This window comes from Janthinobacterium sp. HH106, assembly GCF_001758725.1.
Classification (GTDB): domain Bacteria; phylum Pseudomonadota; class Gammaproteobacteria; order Burkholderiales; family Burkholderiaceae_D; genus Janthinobacterium.
Genome location: NZ_LRIC01000056.1, coordinates 18,464 through 44,231 on the forward strand (window position 1 = coordinate 18,464; position 25,768 = coordinate 44,231).

The 25,768-nt window shown below is 63.1% G+C and carries 20 protein-coding genes; 10 read left to right on the forward strand and 10 right to left on the reverse strand.

Annotated features, from left to right (window positions below; genetic code table 11):
• Window positions 1-7 precede the first annotated feature (7 nt).
• Together JAB8_RS21025 and JAB8_RS21030 are read left to right on the forward strand one after the other, a co-directional pair.
• Window positions 8-682 carry a Smr/MutS family protein gene (locus tag JAB8_RS21025; protein WP_070291285.1) on the forward strand — a complete coding sequence of 225 codons (675 nt, stop codon included), beginning with the start codon at window positions 8-10 and terminating at the stop codon, window positions 680-682.
• A 135-nt stretch (window positions 683-817) separates the two neighbouring features.
• Entirely contained in the window at window positions 818-1,447 is a 630-nt protein-coding gene (locus JAB8_RS21030) for a trimeric intracellular cation channel family protein (RefSeq protein WP_034786156.1), read from the forward strand.
• A 144-nt stretch (window positions 1,448-1,591) separates the two neighbouring features.
• Here the strand turns inward: JAB8_RS21030 and JAB8_RS21035 are convergent, their stop codons facing one another.
• Together JAB8_RS21035 and JAB8_RS21040 are read right to left on the reverse strand one after the other, a co-directional pair.
• The gene (locus JAB8_RS21035) at window positions 1,592-1,930 is read right to left on the reverse strand and encodes a P-II family nitrogen regulator (protein ID WP_034758685.1); all 339 of its coding nucleotides are present in this window, start codon (window positions 1,928-1,930) and stop codon (window positions 1,592-1,594) included.
• Window positions 1,931-1,989: 59 nt separating this feature from the next.
• Window positions 1,990-3,606: an NAD+ synthase gene (locus JAB8_RS21040; RefSeq protein WP_070291286.1), complete on the reverse strand. Its 1,617-nt coding sequence runs from the start codon at window positions 3,604-3,606 to the stop codon at window positions 1,990-1,992.
• Window positions 3,607-3,694: 88 nt separating this feature from the next.
• On the opposite strand from JAB8_RS21040, the gene JAB8_RS21045 reads away from it, so the two are divergent.
• The gene (locus tag JAB8_RS21045; RefSeq protein WP_070291287.1) at window positions 3,695-4,828 is read left to right on the forward strand and encodes a GNAT family N-acetyltransferase; all 1,134 of its coding nucleotides are present in this window, start codon (window positions 3,695-3,697) and stop codon (window positions 4,826-4,828) included.
• Window positions 4,829-4,878: 50 nt separating this feature from the next.
• Here JAB8_RS21045 and ppa read toward each other — a convergent pair whose 3' ends face one another.
• Window positions 4,879-5,421: an inorganic diphosphatase gene (gene ppa / locus JAB8_RS21050; RefSeq protein ID WP_070225002.1), complete on the reverse strand. Its 543-nt coding sequence runs from the start codon at window positions 5,419-5,421 to the stop codon at window positions 4,879-4,881.
• A gap of 625 nt (window positions 5,422-6,046) precedes the next feature.
• Between ppa and JAB8_RS21055 the strand changes: the two genes are divergently transcribed.
• Window positions 6,047-8,473, forward strand: a complete 2,427-nt coding sequence (locus JAB8_RS21055; RefSeq protein ID WP_070291288.1) for a membrane-bound PQQ-dependent dehydrogenase, glucose/quinate/shikimate family — start codon at window positions 6,047-6,049, stop codon at window positions 8,471-8,473.
• Between the two features lie 102 nt (window positions 8,474-8,575).
• Here JAB8_RS21055 and JAB8_RS21060 read toward each other — a convergent pair whose 3' ends face one another.
• Genes JAB8_RS21060 through hemC form a run of 4 tightly spaced genes read right to left on the reverse strand, consistent with a single transcriptional unit; the run spans window position 8,576 to window position 12,692 of the window.
• Window positions 8,576-9,772 (reverse strand): heme biosynthesis protein HemY, encoded by a 1,197-nt coding sequence (locus tag JAB8_RS21060; protein WP_071654447.1) that lies wholly within the window; start codon window positions 9,770-9,772, stop codon window positions 8,576-8,578.
• A 4-nt stretch (window positions 9,773-9,776) separates the two neighbouring features.
• Complete coding sequence (locus JAB8_RS21065) at window positions 9,777-10,925, reverse strand: uroporphyrinogen-III C-methyltransferase (protein WP_070291290.1); 1,149 nt, start codon at window positions 10,923-10,925, stop codon at window positions 9,777-9,779.
• On the reverse strand, window positions 10,922-11,704 hold the full coding sequence (locus tag JAB8_RS21070) for a uroporphyrinogen-III synthase (RefSeq protein WP_070291407.1): 783 nt from the start codon (window positions 11,702-11,704) through the stop codon (window positions 10,922-10,924). Before JAB8_RS21070 ends, JAB8_RS21065 begins: the two co-directional genes overlap by 4 nt.
• Entirely contained in the window at window positions 11,697-12,692 is a 996-nt protein-coding gene (gene hemC, locus JAB8_RS21075; RefSeq protein ID WP_275528110.1) for a hydroxymethylbilane synthase, read from the reverse strand. The genes JAB8_RS21070 and hemC overlap by 8 nt, the downstream gene beginning before the upstream one ends.
• A 237-nt stretch (window positions 12,693-12,929) precedes the next feature.
• Between hemC and ppc the strand changes: the two genes are divergently transcribed.
• From ppc to JAB8_RS21090, 3 genes are all read left to right on the forward strand, one after another.
• Window positions 12,930-15,779, forward strand: a complete 2,850-nt coding sequence (gene ppc, locus JAB8_RS21080; protein ID WP_070291291.1) for a phosphoenolpyruvate carboxylase — start codon at window positions 12,930-12,932, stop codon at window positions 15,777-15,779.
• A gap of 177 nt (window positions 15,780-15,956) precedes the next feature.
• Window positions 15,957-17,744: a PAS domain S-box protein gene (locus JAB8_RS28665; protein ID WP_175445225.1), complete on the forward strand. Its 1,788-nt coding sequence runs from the start codon at window positions 15,957-15,959 to the stop codon at window positions 17,742-17,744.
• 63 nt (window positions 17,745-17,807) lie between these two features.
• Entirely contained in the window at window positions 17,808-18,947 is a 1,140-nt protein-coding gene (locus JAB8_RS21090) for a hypothetical protein (RefSeq protein WP_071654448.1), read from the forward strand.
• 65 nt (window positions 18,948-19,012) lie between these two features.
• On the opposite strand, the gene rpoD is transcribed toward JAB8_RS21090, so the two are convergent.
• Window positions 19,013-21,565: an RNA polymerase sigma factor RpoD gene (gene rpoD, locus JAB8_RS21095; protein WP_070291293.1), complete on the reverse strand. Its 2,553-nt coding sequence runs from the start codon at window positions 21,563-21,565 to the stop codon at window positions 19,013-19,015.
• 569 nt (window positions 21,566-22,134) lie between these two features.
• Here rpoD and JAB8_RS21100 point away from each other — a divergent pair.
• From JAB8_RS21100 to JAB8_RS21110, 3 genes are read left to right on the forward strand one after another with little or no spacing between them, the layout of a single operon-like run.
• Window positions 22,135-22,644 carry a ProQ/FINO family protein gene (locus JAB8_RS21100; RefSeq protein ID WP_070224995.1) on the forward strand — a complete coding sequence of 170 codons (510 nt, stop codon included), beginning with the start codon at window positions 22,135-22,137 and terminating at the stop codon, window positions 22,642-22,644.
• Between the two features lie 9 nt (window positions 22,645-22,653).
• Window positions 22,654-23,301 (forward strand): 3'-5' exonuclease, encoded by a 648-nt coding sequence (locus JAB8_RS21105; RefSeq protein WP_070291294.1) that lies wholly within the window; start codon window positions 22,654-22,656, stop codon window positions 23,299-23,301.
• A gap of 20 nt (window positions 23,302-23,321) precedes the next feature.
• Window positions 23,322-23,744 (forward strand): SMI1/KNR4 family protein, encoded by a 423-nt coding sequence (locus tag JAB8_RS21110; protein ID WP_070291295.1) that lies wholly within the window; start codon window positions 23,322-23,324, stop codon window positions 23,742-23,744.
• A 21-nt stretch (window positions 23,745-23,765) separates the two neighbouring features.
• Here the strand turns inward: JAB8_RS21110 and JAB8_RS21115 are convergent, their stop codons facing one another.
• Both JAB8_RS21115 and JAB8_RS21120 read right to left on the reverse strand, forming a co-directional pair.
• Entirely contained in the window at window positions 23,766-24,113 is a 348-nt protein-coding gene (locus JAB8_RS21115) for a DUF4870 domain-containing protein (protein WP_070291296.1), read from the reverse strand.
• An 89-nt stretch (window positions 24,114-24,202) separates the two neighbouring features.
• On the reverse strand, window positions 24,203-25,624 hold the full coding sequence (locus JAB8_RS21120; RefSeq protein ID WP_070291297.1) for a PLP-dependent aminotransferase family protein: 1,422 nt from the start codon (window positions 25,622-25,624) through the stop codon (window positions 24,203-24,205).
• Between the last annotated feature and the right edge of the window lie 144 nt (window positions 25,625-25,768).

Sequence of the window (25,768 nt, forward strand, 5' to 3'; positions counted from 1 at the left end):
GCGTCGCATGGCGTCGATGAAAGACTTTGCCGACCTGAAAGCGGTCAGCAAGCAGCTCAAGGAGCAGGCCGATGCGCGCGCGCAAGCCGCGGCTGAGCGCGCGCAACAGGTCAAGGTGCAGGCCGTGGAAAGCAATCTGTTCAAGGCCAGCATCGGCGGCGTCAAGCGCCTGCCCGAGTCGGACCGCTACGTGCCCAGCCTGCCCAAGGCGGGCGCGGCAAGCGTCCAGCAGCCCGCGCGCAAGTTGTCCCCGGAAGAGGACGACGCGGCCGTGCTGCGCGAGTCGCTGTCGGACTTGTTCGAGGTCGACCATTATCTGGAAAACGATCCGGCCCTGAACTACGCCCGCCCCGGCGTGGGACCGGACGTGGTCAAGAAGATGCGCAAGGGCCACTGGCCCATCCAGGATGAGCTGGACTTGCACGGCTTGCGCCGCGACGAGGCGCGCGACGGCATCGGCGCCTTCTTGAACCAGGCGACGCGGCGCAAGCTGCGCTGCGTGCGCGTAATCCACGGCAAGGGTTTTGGCTCGAAAGGCCAGGAACCGGTCTTGAAATCGATGGTGCACAGCTGGCTCGTGCAAAAGGAGGAAGTCATCGCCTTTTGCCAGGCGCGCCGCTCCGAAGGGGGCGATGGCGCGCTGGTGGTATTGCTTTCTTCCGCGCTGCAGCCCATCCGCTAGGATAGATAGCAAGAAATTACAATTCAGTAACAAGTTACACCCTGCACACGGCCCCGTTTGTCACCATTCGGGGCCGTGTCATGTTAACCTGTGACAATTATTTCCTGCTTAGCGTCTCGTGCACGCGCTCCACCCATGATGCCACCCCAATTGCCGCCTGGCTCGCTGATCAAGATCATTGAGGTCATCGCCATCCTGGTGGGCGCGTTTTCCGGCTTCATCGAAGCGCGGCGCAAGCGCATGGACCTGGTCGGCGTATTCGTCGTGGCCTTCATCACGGCGTTCGGCGGCGGCACCTTGCGCGACATCCTGCTCGACAAGCGGCCTTTGTTTTGGGTTTCGCACCAGGAATACGCGATCCTGATCTTCGTTCTGGCCCTGACGGCCGCGCCCCTGATCCAGCATTTGCGGCAGATCGTCTCGGAACGCCTGATCGTCATCGCCGACGCCATCGGCCTTGGCATGTTCGCCATCGCCGGCGTGGCCGAAGCCATGCGCGCCGGCATGCCGATCTTCATCGCGTCGATGATGGGAGTGATTACGGGGATTTTCGGCGGCGTGATGCGCGACATCGTCTGCAACGAAGTGCCGATGGTGTTTCGCGACGGCAAACCGTACGCCATCTGCGCGTTCTTCGGCTGCTGGGCTTACTTATTGCAGATGCACTTCGGCGCCGAGCACGACTTCGCGCTATGGACCAGCGCCAGCGGCATCACGATACTGCGCCTGATCTGCTGGAAATTCGACATGCGGCTGGGGCGCTGATGCGCAATCCGGCAGCTTGGGTGGCTCAGCAGCGTCGGCTTACGCGCTGGCGCGCTAAGCCGACCTACGCGTATCAACGTGCATCAGGCCGTAGGTCGGATCAGGCTCGAAGAGCCGTAATCCGACAACATTGTTGGCTTGGATTTACACCGCGTCCGGACCCGTCTCGCCCGTGCGGATGCGGATGACCTGCTCCACGTCGCGCACGAAGATCTTGCCGTCGCCGATCTTGCCCGTGCGGGCCGCCTTGATGATGGCGTCGACCACCAGTTCCGACACGCTGTCGTCCACCACCACTTCGACTTTGACTTTCGGCAAGAAGTCGACCACGTACTCGGCGCCACGGTACAGCTCGGTATGGCCCTTCTGGCGGCCAAAGCCCTTCACTTCCGTCACGGTCAAGCCCGTCACGTTCACGTCGGCCAGCGCCTCGCGTACTTCGTCGAGCTTGAATGGTTTGATGATGGCGGTAATCTGTTTCATGGCTTTCTCCTTATTGATAATCGTCAGTTCTTCATTAGCTGGCTTAACGGAACCCCGCCTTACTCGTAAAACTTCGAGGTAATCGGGTAGCGCCAGTCGCGGCCGAAGCCACGGTGCGTGACGCGGATGCCCACCGGCGACTGGCGCCGCTTGTATTCATTGATCTTGATCAGGCGCGTGACCCGGGCCACATCGGCCGGCGGGTAGCCAGCCTCGATAATCTCGGCGATCGGCCGGTTTTCTTCCATGTACAGCTGCATGATGCCGTCGAGTACGTCATACGGCGGCAAGGAATCCTGGTCCAACTGGTCGGCGCGCAGTTCGGCCGACGGTCCCCGCGTCAGTATGCGCTCGGGAATCACGCTTGAGATGCCGTTGCGGTACGCGCACAGGCGGTACACGAGCGTCTTGGCAATATCCTTGATCACGGCAAAGCCGCCCGCCATGTCGCCGTACAGCGTGCAATAGCCGACCGCCATCTCGCTCTTGTTGCCCGTCGTCAAGACGATGCTGCCATGCTTGTTCGACAGGGCCATCAGCAGGGTGCCGCGGATGCGCGCCTGGATGTTTTCTTCCGTCGCGTCTTCCGCCAGTCCCGCGAACTCGTCCGCCAGGGTGGCGCGGAAGGCGTCGAAAGTTTGCTTGATCGGAATTTCATCGTAGCGCACATCGAGGCGTTTTACCATGTCGCGCGAGTCGATCCACGAGATATCGGCCGTAAATTGCGACGGCATCATGACGGCGCGCACCTTGTCGGCGCCCAGCGCATCGACGGCGATGGCCAGGGTCAGCGCGGAATCGACGCCGCCCGACATGCCGATCAGCACGCCCGGAAAGCCGTTCTTGACTATATAGTCGCGCACGCCCAGCACCAGCGCCTGGTACACCTGCGCCTCGGTGGTCAGCGGCGTGGCCAGCGGCTGCGGCACGGGCGTGGCGCCGTCGAACTCGACCAGTTGCAGATCTTCCTCGAAATGGCGCAGCTGGGCGCAAATCGTGCCGGCCGCATCCATGACAAACGAATCGCCGTCGAAAATCAGTTCATCCTGGCCGCCGACCAGGTTGGCGTACACGAGAGCCATGCCTTGCGCGCTGACGTTCTTGCGCATGGTTTCGTAGCGCAGATGCTGCTTGTTCATATGGTAGGGCGAACCGTTCGGCACCAGCAGCACTTGCGCGCCGGCCGCGCGGGCGCGCATCGGCGCATGCTCGAACCACGTGTCTTCGCAGATATTGATGCCGAAACGCACGCCCTTCACGCCAAACACGAAAGCCTGGTCCGACGACGTAAAGTAGCGTTTTTCATCGAACACGGTGGTGTTCGGCAAGTCGTGCTTGCGGTAGGTGCCCAGCACTTCGCCATTGAGCAGCACGGAGGCGGCATTGTGGCGCACGCCCTTCTCGTCCTGCAGGGGCACGCCCACCACCACGTGCAAATCCTTGAACTGGGCCAGGTCGCGGGCCAGCTCGGCAAACGCCTGCTGCGTTTTTGCGTAGAATGCATTGCGCAGTAATAAGTCCTCGGGTGGATAGCCGACCAGCGACAGTTCCGGCGTGAGCACGATATCGGCGCCCGCTTCAAAGGCGCGGCGGGAAAGGTCGAAGATCTTGGCACGGTTGCCGGCCAGATCGCCGACCGTACTATTCATTTGAGCAATTGCGACTTTGACTGTCATGATGATGGATATTTTCGTTCTATTAAACAAGACAGGGGCACACAGGCCGATGGTGGCGCCCCGAGAGTGATGAATGCACACTACAACAATGAATTATCGCACGGCTATCGTCACTACCCTGGCTGAAATTGGCGAAGCGGCCTGGTCTGAACTGCTGGCGCGCCAGGCGGATAGCAATCCCTTCCTCTCGTATGCCTTTTTGCACGCGCTGCACGAGTCCGGCTGCGCCAGCGCGGACACGGGCTGGCAACCGAATTACCTGGTGCTGTGGCAAGGAGACACGCTGGCCGCCGCCCTGCCCCTGTACCTGAAAATGCACTCGTATGGAGAATACGTGTTCGACTGGGCCTGGGCCGATGCCTATCAGCAGCATGGCCTCGAATACTACCCGAAACTGCTGTCCGCTATTCCCTTTACGCCCGTCAGCGGCACGCGTTTGCTGGCCCGCGATGGCGAAGCGCGCGCCGCCCTGCTGGCCTTCCTGCAGGCCCAGCAGCAGGCGGCCGACGTGTCGTCCTGCCATATCCTGTTCCCGCCGGAAAGCGAGGCGCGCCAGCTGGCCGAGGCTGGCTACCTGATGCGCAGCGGCGTGCAGTTTCACTGGCTCAATCCCGGCTACGCGGATTTCGAGCAATTCCTCGCCACCCTGGAACACAAGAAACGCAAGAATATCCGCGCCGAGCGGCGCAAGGTGCGGGAAGCGGGCGTGACCATGCGCCAGGTGCGCGGCATGGACGCCACGGACGCGGACTGGAAGCTGTTCCACCGCTGCTACAGCAATACCTATGCGGAACACCGCTCCTCGCCCTATCTGTCGCTGGACTTCTTCCGGCGCATAGGCGCGACCATGCCGCAGAACATTCTATTGGTGATCGCCGAGCGCGAAGGCCGGGCCATCGCCGCCTCGCTGGTGATCCACACGGCCGACACCCTGTATGGCCGCTACTGGGGCGCGCTCGAGCATGTGCCGTGCCTGCACTTCGAGACGGCCTACTACCAGCCGCTGGAATTTTGCATCGCCAACGGCATCGCCACCTTCGAAGGGGGCGCCCAGGGCGAGCACAAGATGGCGCGCGGCTTCCTGCCGCAAAAGACCTGGTCCGCCCACTGGCTGGCGCACCCGGCCTTTGCCGACGCCGTGCAGCGCTTCCTCGAGCGCGAACGGGGCGGCATCGATGCCTATCTCGATGAGTTGAACGAACACAGTCCGTTTCGCGCATAAAAAAACGCTCCCGGCCATGACTGGCGGGGAGCGTTTTTTAACTGATGCTGTTAGGCTTTTGCAGCATCTGCCTTGTAGGCGGCGACGCCGCCCAGGATTTCTTCCTTGGCCACGTCAGGGCCATACCAGCCGTCGATCTTGACCCATTTGCCTTTTTCCAGATCTTTGTAGTGCTCAAAGAAATGCTGGATCTGGCGCAAACGCAGTTCGTTCAAGTCTTCCGGCTTTTGCCAGTGGCTGTAGATCGACAGGACCTTGTCGACTGGCACGGCCAGCACTTTCGCGTCTTCGCCCGACTCGTCGGTCATTTTCAGCACGCCGATAGGACGGCAGCGCACGACCACGCCCGGGATCAGCGGGAACGGGGTGATGACCAGCACGTCGACCGGATCGCCGTCCGGCGACAGGGTGTTCGGCACGTAGCCGTAGTTGCACGGGTAATGCATGGCGGTACCCATGAAGCGATCGACGAAGATCGCGCCGCTTTCCTTGTCGACTTCGTACTTGATCGGATCGGCATTCATCGGGATTTCGATGACGACGTTGAAATCGTTCGGCAGGTCGCGGCCGGAAGAGACGTTATTCAAACTCATGGGGTTCCTCATTAGCGGATGGTGTTTTAACCGCGCAATTATAGCGAAGTACAGGCAGCTTGTGCGATGCAGCAGCGGCGCGCCGGCGTTTTGCGCGTCCAGCCAGCAACACTCGCCAGCACGGCCGTCCGGCACGCGCAAGCTGCTGCCGAGAGAATAAACAGGCCATTGGGAATAATAAGTAGAAACACTTAAGCATTACTACGGTCGACCCCGAGTTAATACCTGAAATATCGTCATATTTTCATTTCAATATCACCATCCAGCGGACATGGTTATCATAACCGGCATTGCATTTATTGCAGCCACTTATAACAACTGTGTCAGGCTTATTCTCCCCGAACTGCCAGCGCGTGATGGCGCGGCCGTCTCACCATCGATGGCCGTCAAGCCTGCCAGCCCGGAAACTCCCTCATCCAGCATAATCTTTGCGCTTATTTGAAGCATTTATTTGATTCAAATGACGGCCTGGCCAAAAAATGGCGCGACCAGAAGACAATCATCAATTCTGATAAACTGTCACATTCTGGTGATTCCAAACTTTGTATATTCTGCAATCGACGCCTTCCCTGAATTCAATATGGCGCTTTCAACGCGCCACCGATAAATCCTTGCAAAAAGGAATATGATGATTCCCTCTTTCCGGCCCGGGCCTTTATTAAAGGTCACCGGCGTTATTTTCATTCTGTTTGGCCTCGCCCTGCTGGGCGGCGGCATCTGGCTGGCCACGCTCGGCGGCTCCTGGTACTACCTGCTGGCCGGCATAGGCATGCTCGTCGCCGGCGTGCTGGTGTTCCAGGGCAAGCGCAGCGCGCAAGCTTTCCTCGCCTTCTTGCTGACCGCCACCCTCATCTGGTCCGTCATCGAAGTGAAATTCGACTGGTGGCAATTGCTGCCGCGCCTCGACATCTGGTTTGCCGCCGCCGTCTGGCTGTTGCTGCCCTTCGTCAGCCGCCGTCTGGCGCCACCCGCCGCGGCGAAACAGGGGCAATTGGGACGCACGGCCCTGTCCGCCGCCGTGGTCCTGACCGTCATCGCCGGCGTCATCGCCCTGTTCCAGGACTACCATGACCTGCATGGCGACGTGCCGGCCGAAAACATGGCCGCCACCGCCAGCGGCGATCTGGCGCCCGGCGTCGAGCACAACGACTGGTCCGCGTATGGCCGCTCCGGCTATGGCGACCGCTACGCCCCGGCCGCGCAGATTACGCCGGCGAATATTTCCGGCCTGAAAGAAGCCTGGACCTATCATACGGGCGACTTCAAGGGTCCGAACGATCCGGGCGAGATCGCCAATGAAGTGACGCCGCTGAAGGTCAATGACATGCTGTACCTGTGCACGCCGCACAATATCGTCATCGCCCTGAACCCGGACACGGGCAAGGAAATCTGGCGCCACGATCCGAAGATCAACCGCGACGCAGCCAGCTACCAGCACATGATCTGCCGCGGCGTCGCCTACTGGGACGTCAACGCGGGCCGCGCGAAGAACAACCCGGCCCCCGAAGCGGCCGGCATGGAATGCCCGCGCCGCATCCTGGCGCCGACCATGGACGGCACCATGATCGCCGTCAACGCCGATACGGGCGAGTCGTGCAAGAGCTTTGGCAACAACGGCGTCGTCAACCTGTATAAAAACATGGCCATGATCAAGCGCGGTTTCCTGATGCCCACCTCGCCGCCCGCCGTCTCGCAGAAAATGGCCGTGATCGCCGCCAGCGTGACGGACAACCATTCGACGGAAGAACCGTCGGGCGTGATCCGCGGCTACGATCCCGTCACGGGCAAGCTGATGTGGAACTGGGACCCGGCCACGCCGGAAGATACCAAGCCCTTCCCTGAAGGCAAGAACTACACCAACAACTCGCCCAACTCGTGGGGCGTGGCCAGCATCGATGAAAAGCTGGGCATGGTCTACATCCCGATGGGCAATGAAACCCCCGATACCTGGGGCGGCAACCGCAACAAGAATGGCGAGAAATTCAATAGCGCCATCGTCGCGCTGGACCTGGCGACCGGTAAAGTGCGCTGGGTCTACCAGACCGTGCACCACGATATCTGGGACATGGATATCGGCGGCCAGCCTAGCCTGGTCGACATCGACACGCCGAAAGGCAAAGTGCCGTCCGTCGTCGCCACGACGAAACGGGGCGACATCTATGTGATCGACCGCCGCGACGGCAGCCTGGTCGTGCCGGCGCCGGAAAAACCCGTACCGACGAGCAATCCAGCCGCCGGCGACACCCTGTCGCCCACGCAGCCGTTCTCGGCCCTGACCTTCCTGCCTGAACGCAATATCAGCGAAGCGGACATGTGGGGCACGACGCCGTTCGACCAGCTCGCCTGCCGCATCATCTTCAAGGAACGCCGCTATGAAGGCCCGTTCACGCCGCAAACGGCCGGCAAGGGCGCCGTCATCTCGCCGGGCCCGCTGGGCATCTTCGAATGGGGCGGCGCGGCCATCGACCCCGTGCGCCAGTTGTTGATCGTCAACCCTGACTACATGGGCTTCCTGGAAAAACTCGTGCCGCGCGCCGAAACGACGGCCAAGGGCGGCACGGGCGGCGAAATGGGCTTGCAGCCGCAGACGGGCGTCCCGTTTGCCGTGGAAATCAAGGCCTTTTTGTCGCCGCTGGGCTTCCCATGCCAGGCACCGCCGTGGGGCTATGTGGCCGCCGTCGACCTGCGCACCATGAAAAAAGTGTGGATGCACAAGAACGGCACCACGCGCGACAGCGGTCCCGTGCCGATCCCGTTGCCGCTGGGCGTGCCCAGCCTGGGCGGCATGGTCACCACGGGCGGCGGCGTGACTTTCCTCAGCAGCACGCTCGACTATTACATCCGCGGCTACGACGTCAGCAACGGCAAGGTCGTCTGGAAAGCCCGTTTGCCAGCCGGCGGCCAGGCTACGCCGATGAGCTATGTGTCGAACAAGTCGGGACGCCAGTTCGTCGTCGTAATGGCCGGCGGCCACGGTTCGCTGGGCACGAAGATGAGCGATACCCTGATCGCGTATGCCTTGCCCGAAGGCACGGCCGTACCGAAGAAGTAAATAGCAACGCAGCAGCGCACTCCGCCATGGGCTGCGCATAAAAAAAGCCGTTCAGTCTGCACTGAACGGCTTTTTTACGTCTGGAGAAATGGTCTACAAGGCTTACAGGATGGTGGCCAGCGCGCACTGCCGGTAATGGGCGGCGGCCTGTTCCGTCTGCTGCAAGGCGTCGTGCATCTGCGCCAGCTTCAAGTGGGCGTCGCGCACCATCTGCGGCTCGTTGGCGTCCGACAAAGCCTGCTCCAGGTGGCGCTGGGCCTTGCCCCACAGTTTTTGCTTGAGGCACAAGGTACCGAGGGTCAGCGCCAGTTCCGCGTCCAGCGGACGCTTTTTCAGCCATTGCTCGCAATGCTCGATCTGCAGCAGCAAGGCCGGCGTGCCGCTCGGGGCCGCCGCTTCGCGGTAGGCGCGCACGACGCGCTCGTCCCAGTCGGCGGCCAGCGACTCTTCGCACACGAGGCGCGCTTCGTCATGCAGGCCGCGTGCATTCAGGGCCGTGGCGGCGCGGCAGGCGATATACGGCTTGACCCGGTCGGCGCTTGGCACGGTCGACCATACGCGCAGCAAGGATTCCGCATCATGCGACGGGTCGGACAGCAAATGGTCATAAGCCAGTTCGCGCAGGCGCGACGACAGGGCCGGATGCAGGGCGCGGTGCTTGTCGAGCGAACGCACGAGGCGCAGCACTTCCGGCCAGTTCTTCGCCTGCTGCTCGGCTTTCAGCGACCATTGCAGCGCGTGGATATGGCGCGTGCCGCTGGCGTTGAGTTCGCGCACGGCGGCCAGCGCCGCTTCCGGCTGGTGGTCGTCGACCAGCAATTCCGTCACCGTCATCAGACGGGCCGTCTTCAGGCTGGCGTCGCCTTCGACGCGGGCCAGCCAGCTGTCGCGGCGTTCGGACTGGCGCATGCGGTGCGCGGCGCGCGCGCCGATCAGCGCGGCCAGGCCGGCGTTTTCGTCCAGTTCGGCGGCGCGCAGGGCGGCCTTCTCGGCATGGCCGAAACGGCCTTCGAACAGGGCTTTCAAGGCTTCGCGCAAACCCTTGTTGCCATCGCGCTCACGCTTGCGCTGGCGGTAGGCCGCCACTTGCGCCGGCATGCGCACGGTGGCGCGCACGGCGCGCACCAGCAGGTACAGCAGCACGAACAGCACGACCTGCAGCAGCAGGAAGAAGTTCAGCGACAAATCGATGCGGTACGGCGGATAGAACAGCACCACGTTGCCAGGGTTGAAACGGGCCGTCACGGCGATACCGATCGCCGCGGCCATCAGGGCGAGTAACCAGAGAAATAGACGCATGGGCTCAGGACTTCGCTTTGTAGTTGCGCACAGCAGTCAGGCTGTCGGACAAGGTTGGCATTTCGATGGCCAGATTGCTGCCCTGCACCTGGCGCAGCAGGGCTTGCGCCGTCTGCGTGCTCTTGGCGCGGGTGTCGAAATACTTGGCCAGCGCATCCTGCGCGGCGATCAAGTCGTTGCGGAACGCCGTTTCATTGCGCGACAACAAGGCCATGCGGGCATTGAGCAAGCGCAGCTTGACGTTTTCGCGCAAGAAATACGATTGCGTCGGCGACAGCATCAGCGCTTCCGGCGTATCGACCCGGCGGATACGGATCAATTGGCGCACGTCGGCCCACATGTCGCCGCTCCAGGTATTGAAGCCGTCGCGCACCTTTTGCAGCAGCGGTTCCGGCGCCGGCGGACCCACCAGCTTGCCGCTGGCATCGCGCACGGGCTTGGCCTTGCCCGGTTTTTCCGGCGCGGCCGGCAAGGCCGGCGTTTCGTCGGACAGCATCGGCAAGGAATCGACCTGGGCGATCACGGCGTCGAGGCGCAGGGCCACGCCCGTCGAATCGACGCTGGGCAGGGCCTTGAGTTTTTCCATGTCGCGCCCGATGGCGCGGCGGATAGTGATGAATTGCGGCTTGTCGGAACGCGACAGGCTGCGGTCCGCGTTTTGCAGGGCGATCAGCGCGCCGGGCACGTTGCCGGCCAGTTGCAGCTGCTGGCTGGCCGTCGACAGCACTTGCTCGATTTCCGTCAGCGCCCACTCGTCGCGATTCTTCGACAAGTCGTTATACAGTTGTTCCAGGGCCAGCTGCTGGCTTTGCGTTTCGCTCTGGCGGTTTTCCAGCGCACCCACCTTGATTTCCAGCTCTTTCGTGCCTTCTTGCACGGTGCGCGCCAGCACGCCCGTTTCGGCGTTGCTGACATCGCCCTTTTGCAGGCGCTTGGCCACTTCTTCGCGCAGGTTGCGGATCTGCTTGCTGGACGACCAGCTTTGCGCCGCCAGCAGCACGGCCAGCACGATGACGGCGATGCTCATGGGCTTTTGCAGCTGTTCCAGCAAGGTCGGCGCGCGGCCGGCAGGTTGGTCGGCCGCCTGCGGCGCCGTCTTCACGGCGCTGCCAGGCGTTGCATTCGGTTCGGAGAGTGTAGGCATTTCGTTCATGGTCGTGATTGTAACGCGGCGAGCACTCCTGCGTCGCCTGATCCTGTCAGGGTGACACGGGCAAAACCCAGGGCCGCCGCCGTTTGTGCAATGCGGGCGTGCGGCACGATCAGATGTTGCTGTTGCATTTTCACAACAGCCGTCTTTTCAGCATCCAATTCCTCAAGAAGCGCCAGCAAACCGCGCAGCGCTTCCGAGCTGGTGATGATCCAGTCATTATTATGCTGCAACAGCTTTTCCAGGGTCGCCCGCAAGGCCGGCGTCAGCTTGGGCACCTGGCGGCGGTAGGCTGTGACGAACTCGACTTCGGCGCCAGCGGCGCGCAAGCCCTCGGCCAGGTAATCGCGCCCGCCGTCGCCGCGCACGATCAGCACGCGCTTGCCGCGCAGGGCCGGCAAGTCCAGCGCCAGCAATAAATGTTCGGAATCGCTGCGCGCCGTGTCAAACGGGCTGGTGATGGCCGCGTTGGCGTCGGTGACGCCGTGCGCCGCCAGCGCCAGGCGGCTGCCCTCGCCCACCACGGCCAGCGGCACGCCGTCTGGCCAGGCGGACAGGTGCGCAAAGACGCAGTCGATGGCGTTGGGCGAGACGAAGGCCACCAGGTCGTAATCGCTCAGGCGCGCCAGCACGGCTTGCAGCTGCGCGCATTCATCGTCGCCATCGAGCGCGTGGATTTCCAGCAGCGGCAGCAGGGTCACGGGCCAGCCCAGCGCCGCGATCCGGGCGGCCAGCGGCCCCGCTTGCGCCGCGGGCCGCGTGATCACCACGCTGTCAGGCATGCGGCGCCAGGCCTTCATGGTTGTCCGGGGTGACGGTGCACGAGGCGAGGATGCCGGCGGCGTCCTGGCCGCGCAGCAGTTCGGCCACCTGTTCGCCCAGCAGTTCCGGCGCGCTGGTGGGGCCACTGACGTCGGCGCTGGCCATGCGCGCGCCGTCCGGCGTGGCGACCATGGCGCGCAGGCGCATGTTGTCGCCCTCGACGGTCGCGAAGGCGGCCAGCGGAATCTGGCAGCTGCCGCCGAAAATCTTCGAGACCTTGCGCTCGGCCGTGACGGCTTGCGCCGTGTCAGCGTGGTTCAGCGGCGCCAGCAGGCGCACCAGGTCGGCGCCGTCAAGCCGTCCGCTGCGGATCTCGATCGCCATGGCGCCCTGGCCGGCGGCCGGCAGGCTGTCTTCCGGCGCCAGCACGGCGCGGATGCGCGATGCGAGCCCCAGGCGTTTCAGGCCGGCGGCAGCCAGGATAATGGCGGCGTAATCGCCACGGTCCAGCTTGCCCAAGCGGGTGTCGAGGTTGCCGCGCAGGGGCAGAATCGTCAGGTGCGGGTAGCGCGCGGCGATCAGCGACTGGCGGCGCAGGCTGCTGGTGCCGACGACGGCGCCGTGCGGCAGCTCGGCCAGGCTGGCGTAATCGTTGGACACGAACGCGTCGCGCGGGTCTTCGCGCTCGAGGATGGCGGCCAGGGCAAAGCCTGCCGGCAACTCCATCGGCACGTCTTTGAGCGAATGCACGGCCAGGTCGGCGCGGCCCTCTTCCATCGCCACTTCCAGTTCCTTGACGAACAGGCCCTTGCCGCCTACCTTGGACAGGGCGCGGTCCAGAATCTGGTCGCCGCGTGTGGTCATGCCGAGAATTTCAACGCTACACTGCGGATACAGGGCGGCCAGGCGCGCGCGCACGTGTTCGGCTTGCCACATGGCAAGACGGCTCTCGCGCGTGGCGATCACCAGGCGGGGAGGAATATTTTGGGTCAATTCGGATGCTTTCAAAACAAGTTCTTTCGCTGTGGCTGTCGTTGTCGTTGCCAATTCGCCCGTCCGATATCAATTTGTATCGGAATGACGCCCGGCCTCGCTATAATCGTTATCCCTTAGCCTAGAAGGCCAAGTCAGGCTAGCGTCCATGTTGAAGACCACAAATTTTATCATGCGCCCCCTCCCCTCTGCGGCCAAACGCCCGGTGCGATCCACATTCCCTTGCTTTTACACTTACTTTGGTTCTTTATTATGCTCAATGACGCAGTAGCACCAGAAATAGTCCCGGCGGTCGGCTCCGACAAGGACGCGCCGCTGAAAGAAGATATCCGCTTGCTGGGCCGCCTGCTGGGCGACGTGCTGCGCGAACAGGAAGGCGACGCCGTCTTCAATGTGGTGGAAACCATACGCCAGACTTCCGTGCGCTTCCGCCGCGAAGCGGACGCCGACGCGGCGCTGGAACTCGACGCCATGCTCAAGGAACTGAGCCGCGAACAGACGATTTCCGTCGTGCGCGCCTTTTCCTATTTTTCGCACCTGGCCAACATTGCGGAAGACCAGCATCACATCCGCCGCCGCCGCGCCCACCTGCTGGCTGGTTCCCCGGCGCAAAAGGGCAGCGTCAGCTTCGCGCTGAAAAAACTGCGCGCCGCCGGCGTGCCGCGCAAGACCGTCGACACCTTCTTCCAGGACGCCCTGATCGCCCCCGTGCTGACGGCCCACCCGACGGAAGTACAGCGCAAGAGCATCCTCGACGCCGAGCACGACATCGCCCGCCTGCTGGCCGAGCGCGACCTGCCGCAGACGCCGAAGGAACGGCAGGCCAACATGCAGCTGCTGCGCTCGCGTGTGGCCACCCTGTGGCAGACGCGCATGCTGCGCTACTCGAAGCTGACAGTCGCTGACGAAATCGAAAACGCCCTGTCCTACTACCGCATCACCTTCCTGCGCGAACTGCCGGGCCTGTACGACGACATCGAGGAAGACATCGCCGCCGAGTACCCGAACGGCAACGGCACGATCGAGCCGATCAATGCCGCCTACGTGCAGATGGGCAGCTGGATCGGCGGCGACCGCGACGGCAACCCCAACGTCAACGCGGGCACCATGCAGCACGCGCTGGCGCGCCACGCCACCACCATCCTCGACTTTTACCTCGACGAAGTGCACGCGCTGGGCGCGGAACTGTCCGTCTCGACCCTGATGGTGGGCGTGAGCGCCGAACTGCAGGCGCTGGCCGACCAGTCGCCGGACGCCTCGCCGCACCGCAGCGACGAACCGTACCGCCGCGCCCTGATCGGCATCTATGCGCGCCTGGCCGCCACGGCCCGCGCGCTGGGCGCCACCAACATCCTGCGCAAGGAAGTGGGCGCGGCCGCGGCGTACCCTGACGCGGCCGCCTTTGTGGCCGACTTGCGCACCATCGTCGCCTCGCTCGAGTCGCACCACGGCGCGGCCCTCGTGCGCCCGCGCCTGGCCACGCTGGCGCGGGCGGCCGACATCTTCGGTTTCCACCTGGCATCGCTCGACATGCGCCAGACTTCCGACGTGCACGAGCGCGTGCTGGCCGACCTGTTCGCGAAAAGCGGCGTGGCCGCAGACTACACGACCCTGTCCGAGGAAGACAAGCAGGCGCTGCTGCTGAACGAACTGGCCCAGCCGCGCCTGCTGTACTCGCCCTACATCGCCTACGCCACGGAAACGGATTCCGAACTGGCCATCCTGCGCGCGGCGCGCGACATCCGCCAGCGCTACGGCGCGCGGGCCATCCGCAACTACATCATCTCGCACACGGAAACCGTGTCCGACTTGCTGGAAGTACTGCTGCTGCAAAAGGAAACAGGCTTGCTGCGCACCGACTGGCAGGCCGGGGGCGACGGCGACAGCACGTGCGAGCTGATGGTCATCCCCCTGTTCGAGACCATCCCCGACCTGCAGCGCGCGGCCGGCATCATGAGCCAGCTCATGGCCTTGCCGCTGGTCAAGCAATTGATCGCCAAGCAGGGACAGTTGCAGGAAGTCATGCTCGGCTATTCCGATTCGAACAAGGATGGCGGTTTTCTCACGTCGAACTGGGAACTGTACAAGGCGGAACTGGCATTGGTGGCGGATTTCCAGAAGGCCGGCGTCAAGCTGCGCCTGTTCCATGGCCGCGGCGGCACGGTGGGCCGTGGCGGCGGACCCAGCTACGAAGCCATCCTGGCGCAGCCGCCGGGCACCGTCAACGGCCAGATCCGCCTGACGGAGCAGGGCGAAATCATCGCCTCGAAGTTTTCCAACGCGGAAATCGGCCGGCGCAACCTGGAATTGCTGGTCGCCGCGACCCTGGAAGCGAGCCTGGCGCCGCAGGAAGCCAATCCGGCCCGCAACGGCCAGCTGGCGCAATTCGAAGCCGTGATGGCGCAGCTGTCGGACCTCGCCTATCACGCCTACCGCCACCTCGTGTATGAAACGCCGGGCTTTACGGAGTATTTCTTCTCGGCCACGCCGATTGCGGAAATCGCCGAGCTGAACCTCGGTTCGCGCCCCGCCTCGCGCAAGGCCAACCAGCGCATCGAAGACTTGCGCGCCATTCCCTGGGGCTTTTCCTGGGGCCAGTGCCGCTTGCTGCTGCCGGGCTGGTTCGGCTTCGGCAGCGCCATCGACGCGTGGATCAACGATGGCGAGCCAGCGTCGAAGGATGACAGGATCGCCACCCTGCGCGCCATGTACGCCGAATGGCCGTTCTTTGCCACCCTGCTGTCGAACATGGACATGGTGCTGGCCAAGACGGACCTGGCCATCGCGTCGCGCTACGCGGAACTGGTGGCGGACCAGGACTTGCGCGAACGCATCTACAAGCGCATCACGGAAGAGCACGGCAACACCTTGCGCTGCCTGGAGCTGATCACCGGCAATACCGAGCGCCTGGCGGGCAATCCGCTGCTGGCCCGCTCGATCCAGAACCGCTTCGCCTACCTCGACCCGCTGAACCATTTGCAGGTGGAATTGATCAAGCGCAACCGCGCCCTGTCCAGCGCCAGTAAAGTCGATGAACGGGTGCACCGCGGCATCCAGCTGTCGATCAATGGCGTGGCGGCAGGCTTGCGCAACACGGGCTGATCGCGCCGCATTGCCTTCGGCAAGCAGGGGCCGGCACCGCAAGGGCCGGCCCTTTTGCTTTCCAAATGGAAAAATATTCTCAATAAAACAACATTTGGTATTACACTAGCGTCGAATACTTTTCCCACTCCGGCGCCACGTGCACCGCAGCGGCCAACGATGACGCCAGGGACGCGTATGAGCAAATGGTCGATTGAAACGCTGAGTACGGCATGCGCCGCCCTCGTCCTGGTGGTGCTGGGCTGGCTGGCCGGCGCGGCCTGGCAGGAGCTCGACTCCTGGGAACATATCTGGCTGTTGCTGCTGCTGGCGGCAGCTGCCGGCACGGCCATGTGGCTGATGCGCAAGCTGCGCGCCCACCTCGCCAGCACGCGCTTGCAGCTCGATGCCAGCACCATGCGCTACCGCCACCTGAGCGAGACGGCGCAGGACGGCATGTGGCAAACGGATGCGCAAGGCACGATATTGCATCTCAACCAGCGCCTGTGCGACATGCTCGATATGCCTGCGGAAAAGCTGCTGGGCCATAAAATGAGCGAATTCTACGATGAGGCGACCTTGCTGCGCCTGTGTCCGCTGCGCCAGACAGCCACGGATAGCTGCATGGGAGAACTGCAATACCGGCACAGCGACGGTTCGGAACGCTGGGCGATGATCAGCGGCCGCCGCCTGTACGACCAGCAGGGCGCGCTGACGGGCGCGCTCGTGCTGGCCAGCGACATCACCGAACAAAAGCGGGCCGAACATGCATTGAGCGTCGCCCATGCGGAACTGGAAAGCCGCGTGGCCCTGCGCACGGCCCAGCTGCTCGACGTCAATCTCCAGCTATCGGCGGAAATCGCCATGCGCGCGCAAACGGAAGCGGCCCTGGCGCGCAGCGAAGAACGGCTGCAGGACATCATCTCCATGATGCCCCTGTCGCTGTTCCTGAAAGATGCCGATTCGCGCATCGTGCTGATGAACCAGGCCTGCGAGCAGCAATGGGGCGTGCACCAGCAGGACATTTCCGAAGGGCGCGACTTGCAGCATTTCCCCAGCGACCAGAACGTGGGCTTCCACGCGGCGGACCAGGAAGCGTTTGCCAGCCGCAAGGTGGTGATACGCGAAGAACTGGTATGGAATGCGCAGCTGCAGGAAAATCGCCTGCTGCAGACGCACAAGAAACCCATCTTCGATGCCGAAGGGCGGCCGCAGATGATCATCGCCATGGCCATCGACATCACCGACAGCAAGCGCAACGAGGAAAACCTGGAACGCACCCTGGCCCAGCTGCGCGAACTGAGCGACCACCAGCAAACGATCAAGGAAGAGGAACGCCGGCGCATCGCGCTCGACATTCATGACGACCTGGGCCAGAACCTGATGGTGCTGCGCATCGATGTGTCGCTGCTGCACGCGCGCACGGCCAAGACCCATCCGCGCCTGCACCGCCACGCGCAGCGCGTGCTCGACACCATCGACACCACCATCCGCTCGGTGCGCACCATCATCAATGACCTGCATCCCAGCACCCTCGAACTGGGACTGGGTCCGGCGGCCGAATGGCTGCTCCGCCAGATGGAAAGCCGCGGCGCCATCCGCTACCGGCTCACGCTCGACAGCGAGGTGCCGGACCTGGGCCTCGATCAGCGCCAGACCTCGGCCATCTTCCGCGTGCTGCAGGAATCGCTGTCGAACATCGTGCGCCACGCCCAAGCCAGCGAAGTGGAGGTGGCGCTGGAGCAAGATGCGGATTCCATCATCCTGCGCATCAGCGACAACGGCATCGGCATGCAGCCGGGCGACGACGGCAAGCGGGCCGCCTTCGGCCTGAAAAGCATACGCGAACGTGTCCACGCGCTGGGCGGCGAACTGCGCATCGACAGCCAGGCGGGCCGGGGCACGGTGCTGACCATCTACCTGCCCCATGCCGCCAGGCGCGCCATGCCGGCCATGCCCGAACACAAACATTACCAAAAACAGTAACAAATTAGATATGCATTTTTGGCAAATAAAAGTATAGTAAGTTTTTTCCTAGAGGAAACCATCATGCTGACACGGTTCTCCCGCCTCCCCGCCCCATTGCTCGGCCTGTGCCTGCTGGCCGCCGTTTCCAGCGCCAGCGCCACCATTTATGCCGAACGGGGCTTTGGAGAAAGGGATGGCAACGGCAGCATCGCATCCGACCTGAACCCGGCTGGCCTGGTGGCCGGCATCATCATGGAAGAAGAAGGACGGCGCCGCGCCGTGACGTATCAGCATGGCCGCCTCCGCGAGCTGGGCACCCTGGGCGGCGATGAAGGTTTTACCAAGGCCATCAATATCCATGGCGCGGTGGTCGGTTCGGCGCAAACGGCCAGCGGTGCCTGGCACGCCTTCCGCTACGACGTGGCCGGCGGCATGCGCGACCTGGGCACCCTGGGCGGTACCAGCAGCTATGCCACGGCCATCGCACAAGGCGGCCAGGTGGCCGGCTATGCCGACACGAGCGGCGGCGATTTCCACGCCTTTGTGACAAAAGCCGACCACAGCCTGCAAGACCTGGGCACCCTGGGCGGCGCCAGCAGCTATGCCAGCGGCCTGAACAGCCATGGCGTGGTGGTGGGCACGGCCCAGCGCGGCGATGGCTACCGCCGCGCCTTCGTCTACCACCCCGGCGCGGGCATGCGGGAAATCGGCACCCTGCCCGGCGGGCGCATCAGCTCGGCCACCGCCATCAATGACGCGGGCCTGATCGTGGGCGCCTCGGAAACGGAAAAACGCCGCTGGCACGCGTTTGCCTGGGATGGCAAGCGCATGCTGGACCTGGGCGCCCTGATCGGCCAGGGCGACAGCTACGCCACGGCCGTCAACGCGGCCGGGCACGTCGTCGGCAGCGTCAACATCAACGGTTTTGAACCGATGACCTTTGTCTACAAGGAAGGCGTGATGACGGTACGCCGCCGCGACGACGGCCTGTACCTGACCAACAAGATCACGGACGCCGGCCTGGTGGTGGGCGCCGTCTACACAGGGCATAAATTCCAGGCCTTCGCCGTGCCCTCGCAAGCATCGCCGCCGCCGCCGCGCCGCAACCCGCTGGACTGGTTCTTCCTGACCGTCATCGCCGCCGCCTGCGGCGCGGCCCTGTTCCGCGCGCGCCGGCACGTACGCGCCGGCCTGCTGGGACAGCGCCGGAATTTGCTGTAAATCGGCACAGGTAGGGACGAAAAAAAAGAGGCTTGCGCCTCTTTTTTTTATTGCCTGCTGACCGCTTAGTTTTGCGTCAGGAAAGTCTTCAGCTTGTCCGAACGCGAAGGCTGACGCAGCTTGCTCATGGCTTTCGCTTCGATCTGGCGGATGCGCTCGCGCGTCACGTCGAACTGCTTGCCCACTTCTTCCAGCGTGTGGTCGTTCGACATTTCCACGCCGTAACGCATGCGCAGCACTTTCGCTTCGCGCGGCGTCAACGAGTCCAGCACTTCCTTGATCACGTTGCGCATCGAGGCGTGCAGCGCGGCGTCCAGCGGCGCCAACGTCGTGTTGTCTTCGATGAAGTCGCCCAGTTGCGAATCGCCATCTTCGCCCATCGGCGTTTCCATGGAAATCGGCTCTTTCGCGATCTTCATGATTTCGCGCACCTTGTTTTCCGGCATTTCCATCTTGACGGCCAGGGTCGCCAGGTCCGGCTCGCTGCCCGTTTCCTGCATGATCTGGCGCGAGATGCGGTTCATCTTGTTGATCGTTTCGATCATGTGCACCGGCACGCGGATGGTGCGGGCCATGTCGGCGATCGAACGCGTGATCGCCTGGCGTATCCACCAGGTGGCGTAGGTCGAAAACTTGTAGCCGCGGCGGTATTCGAATTTATCGACGGCCTTCAACAGACCGATGTTGCCTTCCTGGATCAAGTCGAGGAATTGCAAGCCGCGGTTGATGTATTTCTTCGCGATCGAAATCACCAGACGCAAGTTGGCGACCGTCATTTCGCGTTTCGCGTGACGCGCGCGCTTTTCGCCGGCAGCCATCTGCTTGTTGATCTTGCGCAAGTCCGCCAGCGGCAGGGCCACGCGCGCTTGCAGGTCGATCATCTTCTTTTGCAGTTCCTTGACGGCAGGCACGTTACGGCTGAGGATGGCGCTGTACGGGTACTTGCAGTCGACTTCGCGGTCGACCCATTCCAGGTCGCATTCATTGCCCGGGAACACCTTGATGAAGTGGGCGCGCGGCATGCCGCATTTGTTCACGCACAGTTCCAGCACGGCGCGCTCGATGTGGCGCACTTCTTCCATCTGGCCGCGCAGGGTGTCGCACAGCTTTTCGACGACCTTGGCCGTGAAGCGGATGCCCAGCAATTCCTGCGAAATGGCTTCCTGCGCCTTGATGTAGGCTTTCGAGTTGTAACCCTCGGGCGCCTTGCGCATCTTGTCGTACTGCGTCGAAATGACGTTGAATTTCTCCAACGCATTCTTTTTCAGCTGGGCCAGTTGCTCGCTGGAGAAACCGGCAGCGCCGCCATTGGCGTCGCCGTCTTCTTCCTCGGCTTCTTCTTCCTCTTCCTCGTCGTCACCGCTGGCGGCGGCGGGAGCGGGCGCGGCGGCTGGCGCCGGGGCATTGCTTTCGTTCAAGTCCACAAAGCCGTCGACCACTTCATCTACCTTGATTTCATCGCGCGCAATTTTTTGCGACAGCGCAACGATTTCGCCGATCGTGGTGGGGCAGGCGGAAATGGCCTGGATCATGTCTTTCAGGCCGCCTTCGATGCGCTTGGCGATCTCGATCTCGCCTTCGCGCGTCAGCAGCGCCACGGCGCCCATTTCACGCATGTACATGCGCACGGGGTCGGTGGTGCGGCCGAAGTCGGAGTCGACCGTCGACAGGGCAGTGGCGGCAGCCGCTTCCACTTCATCGTCGCTGGTGACGGTGGCGACGTTGTCAGTCAACAACAGGCTTTCCGCATCAGGGGCACGCTCGTAGACGGCGATGCCCATGTCGTTGAAAGTGGCGATGATGCCTTCGATCGCTTCCGGATCGATGATGTTTTCCGGCAATTGGTCATTGATCTCGGCGTAGGTGAGGAAACCGCGTTCCTTGCCCATGTTGATCAAGCCCGTGATCTGCTTGCGGCGGCGTTCCAGGTCCGCTGCCGATGCTTCCGGATCGCCCAGCGCGTCCGCCAGGCCGCCCTTGGCCTTGCGGTCGCGCGCTTTCGACACGGCCTTCAGTTCGGCGCGCTCGACGGCGTTCAGTGCTGCCACTTCATCGTTTTCCGGCGTGAATTCGCTCGGCTTGCGGCCGCGGCGGCCTGGCACCTTGACGGTCGGCAGGAAGTAATTCGAGGTATCGATGGCGGCCAGGGCATCGGCGTCCGTGGTCTTGCTGACCACTTGCGCGCCGGTGATGATGGTCACGGGCGCTGCCTCAGGCTTGGCGCGCACGACTTTCGAGCGGGCTGCCGTCACCACCTTGTTCGTGGCGGCGCTTTCGCTGACCTTGCGCGGCGCGGCCGGGGCCTTGGCGCCGGGGGCGACCTTCACGCTTGGCGTTTTGGCCGGTGCGGCTTCGGCCACCTCGGCCACTTCGGCAACGGCGTCGACAGCCGCCGCTGGCGCTTCGGCAGCCGCATCGGCCGGCGGCACGGCAGCCAGGCGCGAGCGGCTTTTCTTCACCACGGTGACGACGGTCGGCGCCGTCGTGACGGTGGCTTCCGGATTCGCTTGCGCATTATCGATGAAGTAAGATAAAGTCGTTTTGGGTACGGCAAGTGGCGCCGCGGCTGGGCGTGGCGCCTTGGCGGACAACGTTAAAGTTTTTGGCGTATTCTTCATGAGATATCTCTTAATGCGAGACCAGATGGTGTCGGCGCGAAGTGAATGATTCCACCTAAGCCTGCGAAACCGGACTCGATGGAGCGTATTGTTGCGGCTGCCGTGTTAACGGCAGCGGCGCCTGTCTATCGGGACGTTCAAAGCCCGCGCATCCGTCATGCGGAGCGGCGGGGCCGAAGCCGGGTCAGATAAATAAGCGATGTACATTGCGGAATGAAAAAAAGCCCGTACCAGAACGGGCTTGAATCTATTGTTGTTCAGTGAAGACACAGCGGAGAGCAAGATTATGCACGAAGGCCAGTTATCTGGATAATTGATAAGCAAAATATCTGATATCAAAAATATCAATAATGATGGCCCTGCACCGCACTGCTCCTATCCCCTGCACACCTGAGCCAGACCATCAAAAACGGGGTCCAGTCATCAGCGCAAGCCGACATTATACACATTTCCCGTATTTCGCGCTGTGTCCGCTGTAGGGCGGACCCGCTTGTTGCAGCGCAAGTTGCCAAAAAAGACAATGCACTTGCCTGTGGCGCGTGCTATGCTCCCCTTTTATAGCCCAACCAATGATGTCGATGACCAGCTCCACGCCAGACCAGCAAGCCACCACTCCTGACACGCCAGTCGATGCAGCCCCAGCGGCGGCACCGGCCGCAGCGACCACGCCGGCGCCTGCCGGCCTGACCGCACGCGCGCTGCTGAAGCAGTTCCAGGAGCAATTCCCGCCATTCCGCGATTGCCTGCCCTTGTCGATCGGTATCGACAAGCAGATCCTGGCGCGCCTGCCGGACCTGGACCGCAAGCTGATGCGCACGGCGCTGGGCATCCACACGGGTTCGCTGCGCTACCTGCGCGTGATGGAAAAAGCCAAGATCCGCTACGACCTCGACGGCACGGCCGGCGCGGAAGTGACGCAAACGCACCGCGACCACGCCACGCAAGTCTTGCAGCAGCGCTTCAAGAAGGAAGCCGAGCGCAAGAAAGCCGAGCGCGACGCGGCGGCCGCCGAAGAAGCGAACCGCTTGCGCCTGGAAAAACTGAATCAGCTGACCGCGAAATTCTCGCGTAAAGGCTGATCCGGTTTCATGGACACAGCTGCCGTACCGCCACTCCCCCCGTATCAAGGCATCGCCCTCGACCACGTCAAGCTGGTACGTACCAGCGATGATGCACAGGCGGCCATGGCCGCCCTGCTGGCAGCGGACGCCATCGGCTTCGATACGGAGTCGAAGCCTACTTTTGTGAAGGGCGAGTCCTCCACGGGGCCGCATCTGATCCAGCTGGCTACCGACGACATCGCCTACCTGTTCCAGGTGGGCAGCACGCCGGCGCCGGCCCTGGCCGAACTCAAAGCCATCCTCGAATCGACCACCACCCTGAAAGTGGGCTTTGGCCTGTCCGACGACGTCAAGCGCCTGCGCAACAAGCTCGGTATCGCGCCAGCCCAGGTGCTCGACCTGTCCGTCGCCCTGCGCGGCGGCCAGCGCAACGACCTGGGCGCGAAGACGGCCGTGGCCAAATTTTTCGGCCTGCACCTGCAGAAATCGAAAAAGATCTCCACCACCAACTGGGCCACGTCGCGCCTGACGGAAAAGCAGATCCTGTACGCGGCCGACGATGCGCAAGTGGCCCTGCGCGTGTACCGCCGCTGGATCGCCGACGGCGGCAAAGTCGCACCGCAAAAGCCCCCGCGCGCCAGCACGCCGCCGGCCCCGCCGCCGGTCGCCGCCTGACCCGGACGCCTTCCCGCAAGATGAGCAAGAACAAGTCCATCGGTACCACGCCTGACGCGATCGCCGCCGCCGAACAGGCGTTGGGGCGTGGGCTGCCCGCGTCCTACGTACAATGGTTATTGGTCAACAATGGCCGCGCGCTGGGCGCCTTAAGCATCTTTCCCGTCTACGACGCGGCTAATGCGCGCAAGACGTGGGAATCGATAGAACGCCATTACCGCACCGACTGGCAAGAGTGGCTCGAGAATGCGGATGACGGCGATGCCGCACCCCTGCTGCCCTTTGCCCAGTTCGGCACGGGCGATTACTATTGTTTTGACTATGCGCAGACGGGTCCATCGGGCGAGCCGGTGGTCGTGCTGTGGTCGCACGAAACAGGGACGGCCACCACAGTGGCGCCCGACTTTGCGTCATTCCTGATACTGCCCGGCCGCCCGGGCTGACACCCGGCGGCCGGCGCAGCCTTATTTGACCAGACGCAAGGTCAGGGGATAGCGGTAAGTGACGCCATTGCTGGCCTTGACGGCAGCGACGATCGAGCACACCAGATTGGCCAGCGCCACGATCCAGAACAGGAACAGGCCGATCAGCACGAACGACAGGATGAAGCAGGCAAAATACCAGATGATCAGGGTGATCTGGAAATTGAGCGCCTCGCGGGCGTTCTCGGCCGAGAATTTATCCGCATCGTCTTTCTTGATCAAGTAAATGATCAGCGGCGCCACCCAGCTGGTGAACAGGCCGCCAACGTGGGACAGAATGGCCAGCGTCGTATCTTGCGTACGACCCAGTTCCGGCTGCGTGTTATCCATTATCATTCCCATCATTCGTTATAGATACTTCAATATAACAGCAATATTTCCTTTTGGAATGAAACACTTGCTGGCGCAAGGACTTTTTTTCATGTGCCGCTTGCCGCCATCTGCGCCAGCCGCCCCAGGGTGGCGATGGCCTCTTCCAGCTGCGGACTCCACGGGTGGCCATAATTGAGGCGGATGCAGTGGCGAAACGCGCGCGTGGCGGAAAAGATGGGGCCGGGCGCGATGCTGATGCCGGCCGCCAGCGCGCTGCGGTGCAAAGCCAGCGCATCGATGCCCGCCGGCATTTCAACCCAGACGAAATAGCCGCCCTGCGGCCGCGTTACCCGCGTGCCGGGCGGAAAATGCACGGCGATCGCTTGCAGCATGGTGTTTTGCTGCGCAGCCAGGGTCAAGCGCAGCTGGCGCAAATGGCGGTCGTAGCCGCCCTGCGCCAGGTAGTCGGCCAGCGCCATCTGCAGGGGGATGGGCGCCGACAGGCTCGTCGTCAGTTTCAAGCGTTCGACCTGTCGCGCATAGCGGCCCGCCACGGCCCAGCCCAGCCGGAAACCAGGCGCCAGGGTCTTGGAAAACGAGCTGCAATGCATGACGAGGCCCGCGCTGTCGTGGCTTTTCGTCAGGCCCGGACGCTGCTTGCCGAAATACAGCTCGCCATACACGTCATCCTCGATCAGCGGCACGCCATGGCGCGCCAGCAGTTCGACCAGCGCGCGCTTCTTTTCCGGCGGCATCAGGCTGCCCAGAGGGTTCTGGAAACTCGTCATCAGCCAGCACGCCTTGGGCCGGTGGCGTTGCAGCAACTCCTCCAGCGCGGCCAGGTCGACGCCGTCACGGGGGCTGGTGGCAATTTCCACCGCCTTCAGTTCCAGCCGCTGCAGCGCCTGCAGGCAGGCATAGAAGCTGGGCGACTCGATCAGCACCGTGTCGCCGGGCCGCGTGACGGCTTGCAGGCACAGGTTCAGCGCTTCCAGCGCGCCATTCGTGATGACGATGTCGTCGCTGGAAACGGGCACGCCGTCAAGCTGGTAGCGCAGGGCGATCTGGCGGCGCAGCTCGACATTGCCCAAGGACAAATCCGTGACGGTGCTCCACGGGTCGAGGCGGCGCATGCTGGCCGACACGGCCCGCGCCAGCCGCTCCATGGGGAACAGCTGCGGGCTGGGAAAGGCCGAGCCGAACGGCACGATATCGCGCGCGCCCGCGGCGCCCAGCACCTCGAACACGAGGTCGCTGACATCGACTGTGGTGCTGGCGTCGAGCGGGTGGGAACTGTCCGGCTCGGGCGCCAGCGCGGCGCGCTGCGGCGCCACGTAATAGCCGGAGCGGGGACGCGAGACGATCATGCCGCGCGCTTCGAGCAAATAATACGCCTGGAACACCGTCGACGGGCTGACGCCCCTGCGCGCATGCTGCTGGCGTACGGAGGGCAATTTATCGCCAGGCAGCAACAACTGCGTGGCTATCATGGCGGCGACTTCTTCCGCCAATTCCTCATATCGTTTCAACCCTGCTCCTCAAACTGATCCGTAGTTTTATTGCACAACTGATCCTGTCACAGTGACAGCACCCGGTATATGCTAGGGTAACAACATCCGGGCAGCAACACCGGCACGGCATATCGACCGACGAGACAGGTTATTTCCCCATGC

What these genes read in the sequence shown, in the direction of transcription:
- JAB8_RS21040 (WP_070291286.1), bottom strand. Translation starts at nt 3,606, where the DNA reads ATGACAGTCAAAGTCGCAATTGCTCAAATGAATAGTACGGTCGGCGAT.
- JAB8_RS21065 (WP_070291290.1), bottom strand. Translation starts at nt 10,925, where the DNA reads ATGAACGAAATGCCTACACTCTCCGAACCGAATGCAACGCCTGGCAGC.
- JAB8_RS21115 (WP_070291296.1), bottom strand. Translation starts at nt 24,113, where the DNA reads ATGGATAACACGCAGCCGGAACTGGGTCGTACGCAAGATACGACGCTG.
- JAB8_RS21060 (WP_071654447.1), bottom strand. Translation starts at nt 9,772, where the DNA reads ATGCGTCTATTTCTCTGGTTACTCGCCCTGATGGCCGCGGCGATCGGT.
- JAB8_RS21045 (WP_070291287.1), top strand. Translation starts at nt 3,695, where the DNA reads ATGAATTATCGCACGGCTATCGTCACTACCCTGGCTGAAATTGGCGAA.
- JAB8_RS21030 (WP_034786156.1), top strand. Translation starts at nt 818, where the DNA reads ATGATGCCACCCCAATTGCCGCCTGGCTCGCTGATCAAGATCATTGAG.
- rpoD (WP_070291293.1), bottom strand. Translation starts at nt 21,565, where the DNA reads ATGAAGAATACGCCAAAAACTTTAACGTTGTCCGCCAAGGCGCCACGC.
- JAB8_RS21070 (WP_070291407.1), bottom strand. Translation starts at nt 11,704, where the DNA reads ATGCCTGACAGCGTGGTGATCACGCGGCCCGCGGCGCAAGCGGGGCCG.
- JAB8_RS21110 (WP_070291295.1), top strand. Translation starts at nt 23,322, where the DNA reads ATGAGCAAGAACAAGTCCATCGGTACCACGCCTGACGCGATCGCCGCC.
- JAB8_RS21025 (WP_070291285.1), top strand. Translation starts at nt 8, where the DNA reads ATGGCGTCGATGAAAGACTTTGCCGACCTGAAAGCGGTCAGCAAGCAG.
- JAB8_RS28665 (WP_175445225.1), top strand. Translation starts at nt 15,957, where the DNA reads ATGAGCAAATGGTCGATTGAAACGCTGAGTACGGCATGCGCCGCCCTC.
- JAB8_RS21055 (WP_070291288.1), top strand. Translation starts at nt 6,047, where the DNA reads ATGATGATTCCCTCTTTCCGGCCCGGGCCTTTATTAAAGGTCACCGGC.
- JAB8_RS21100 (WP_070224995.1), top strand. Translation starts at nt 22,135, where the DNA reads ATGATGTCGATGACCAGCTCCACGCCAGACCAGCAAGCCACCACTCCT.
- ppa (WP_070225002.1), bottom strand. Translation starts at nt 5,421, where the DNA reads ATGAGTTTGAATAACGTCTCTTCCGGCCGCGACCTGCCGAACGATTTC.
- JAB8_RS21105 (WP_070291294.1), top strand. Translation starts at nt 22,654, where the DNA reads ATGGACACAGCTGCCGTACCGCCACTCCCCCCGTATCAAGGCATCGCC.
- JAB8_RS21035 (WP_034758685.1), bottom strand. Translation starts at nt 1,930, where the DNA reads ATGAAACAGATTACCGCCATCATCAAACCATTCAAGCTCGACGAAGTA.
- ppc (WP_070291291.1), top strand. Translation starts at nt 12,930, where the DNA reads ATGCTCAATGACGCAGTAGCACCAGAAATAGTCCCGGCGGTCGGCTCC.
- JAB8_RS21090 (WP_071654448.1), top strand. Translation starts at nt 17,808, where the DNA reads ATGCTGACACGGTTCTCCCGCCTCCCCGCCCCATTGCTCGGCCTGTGC.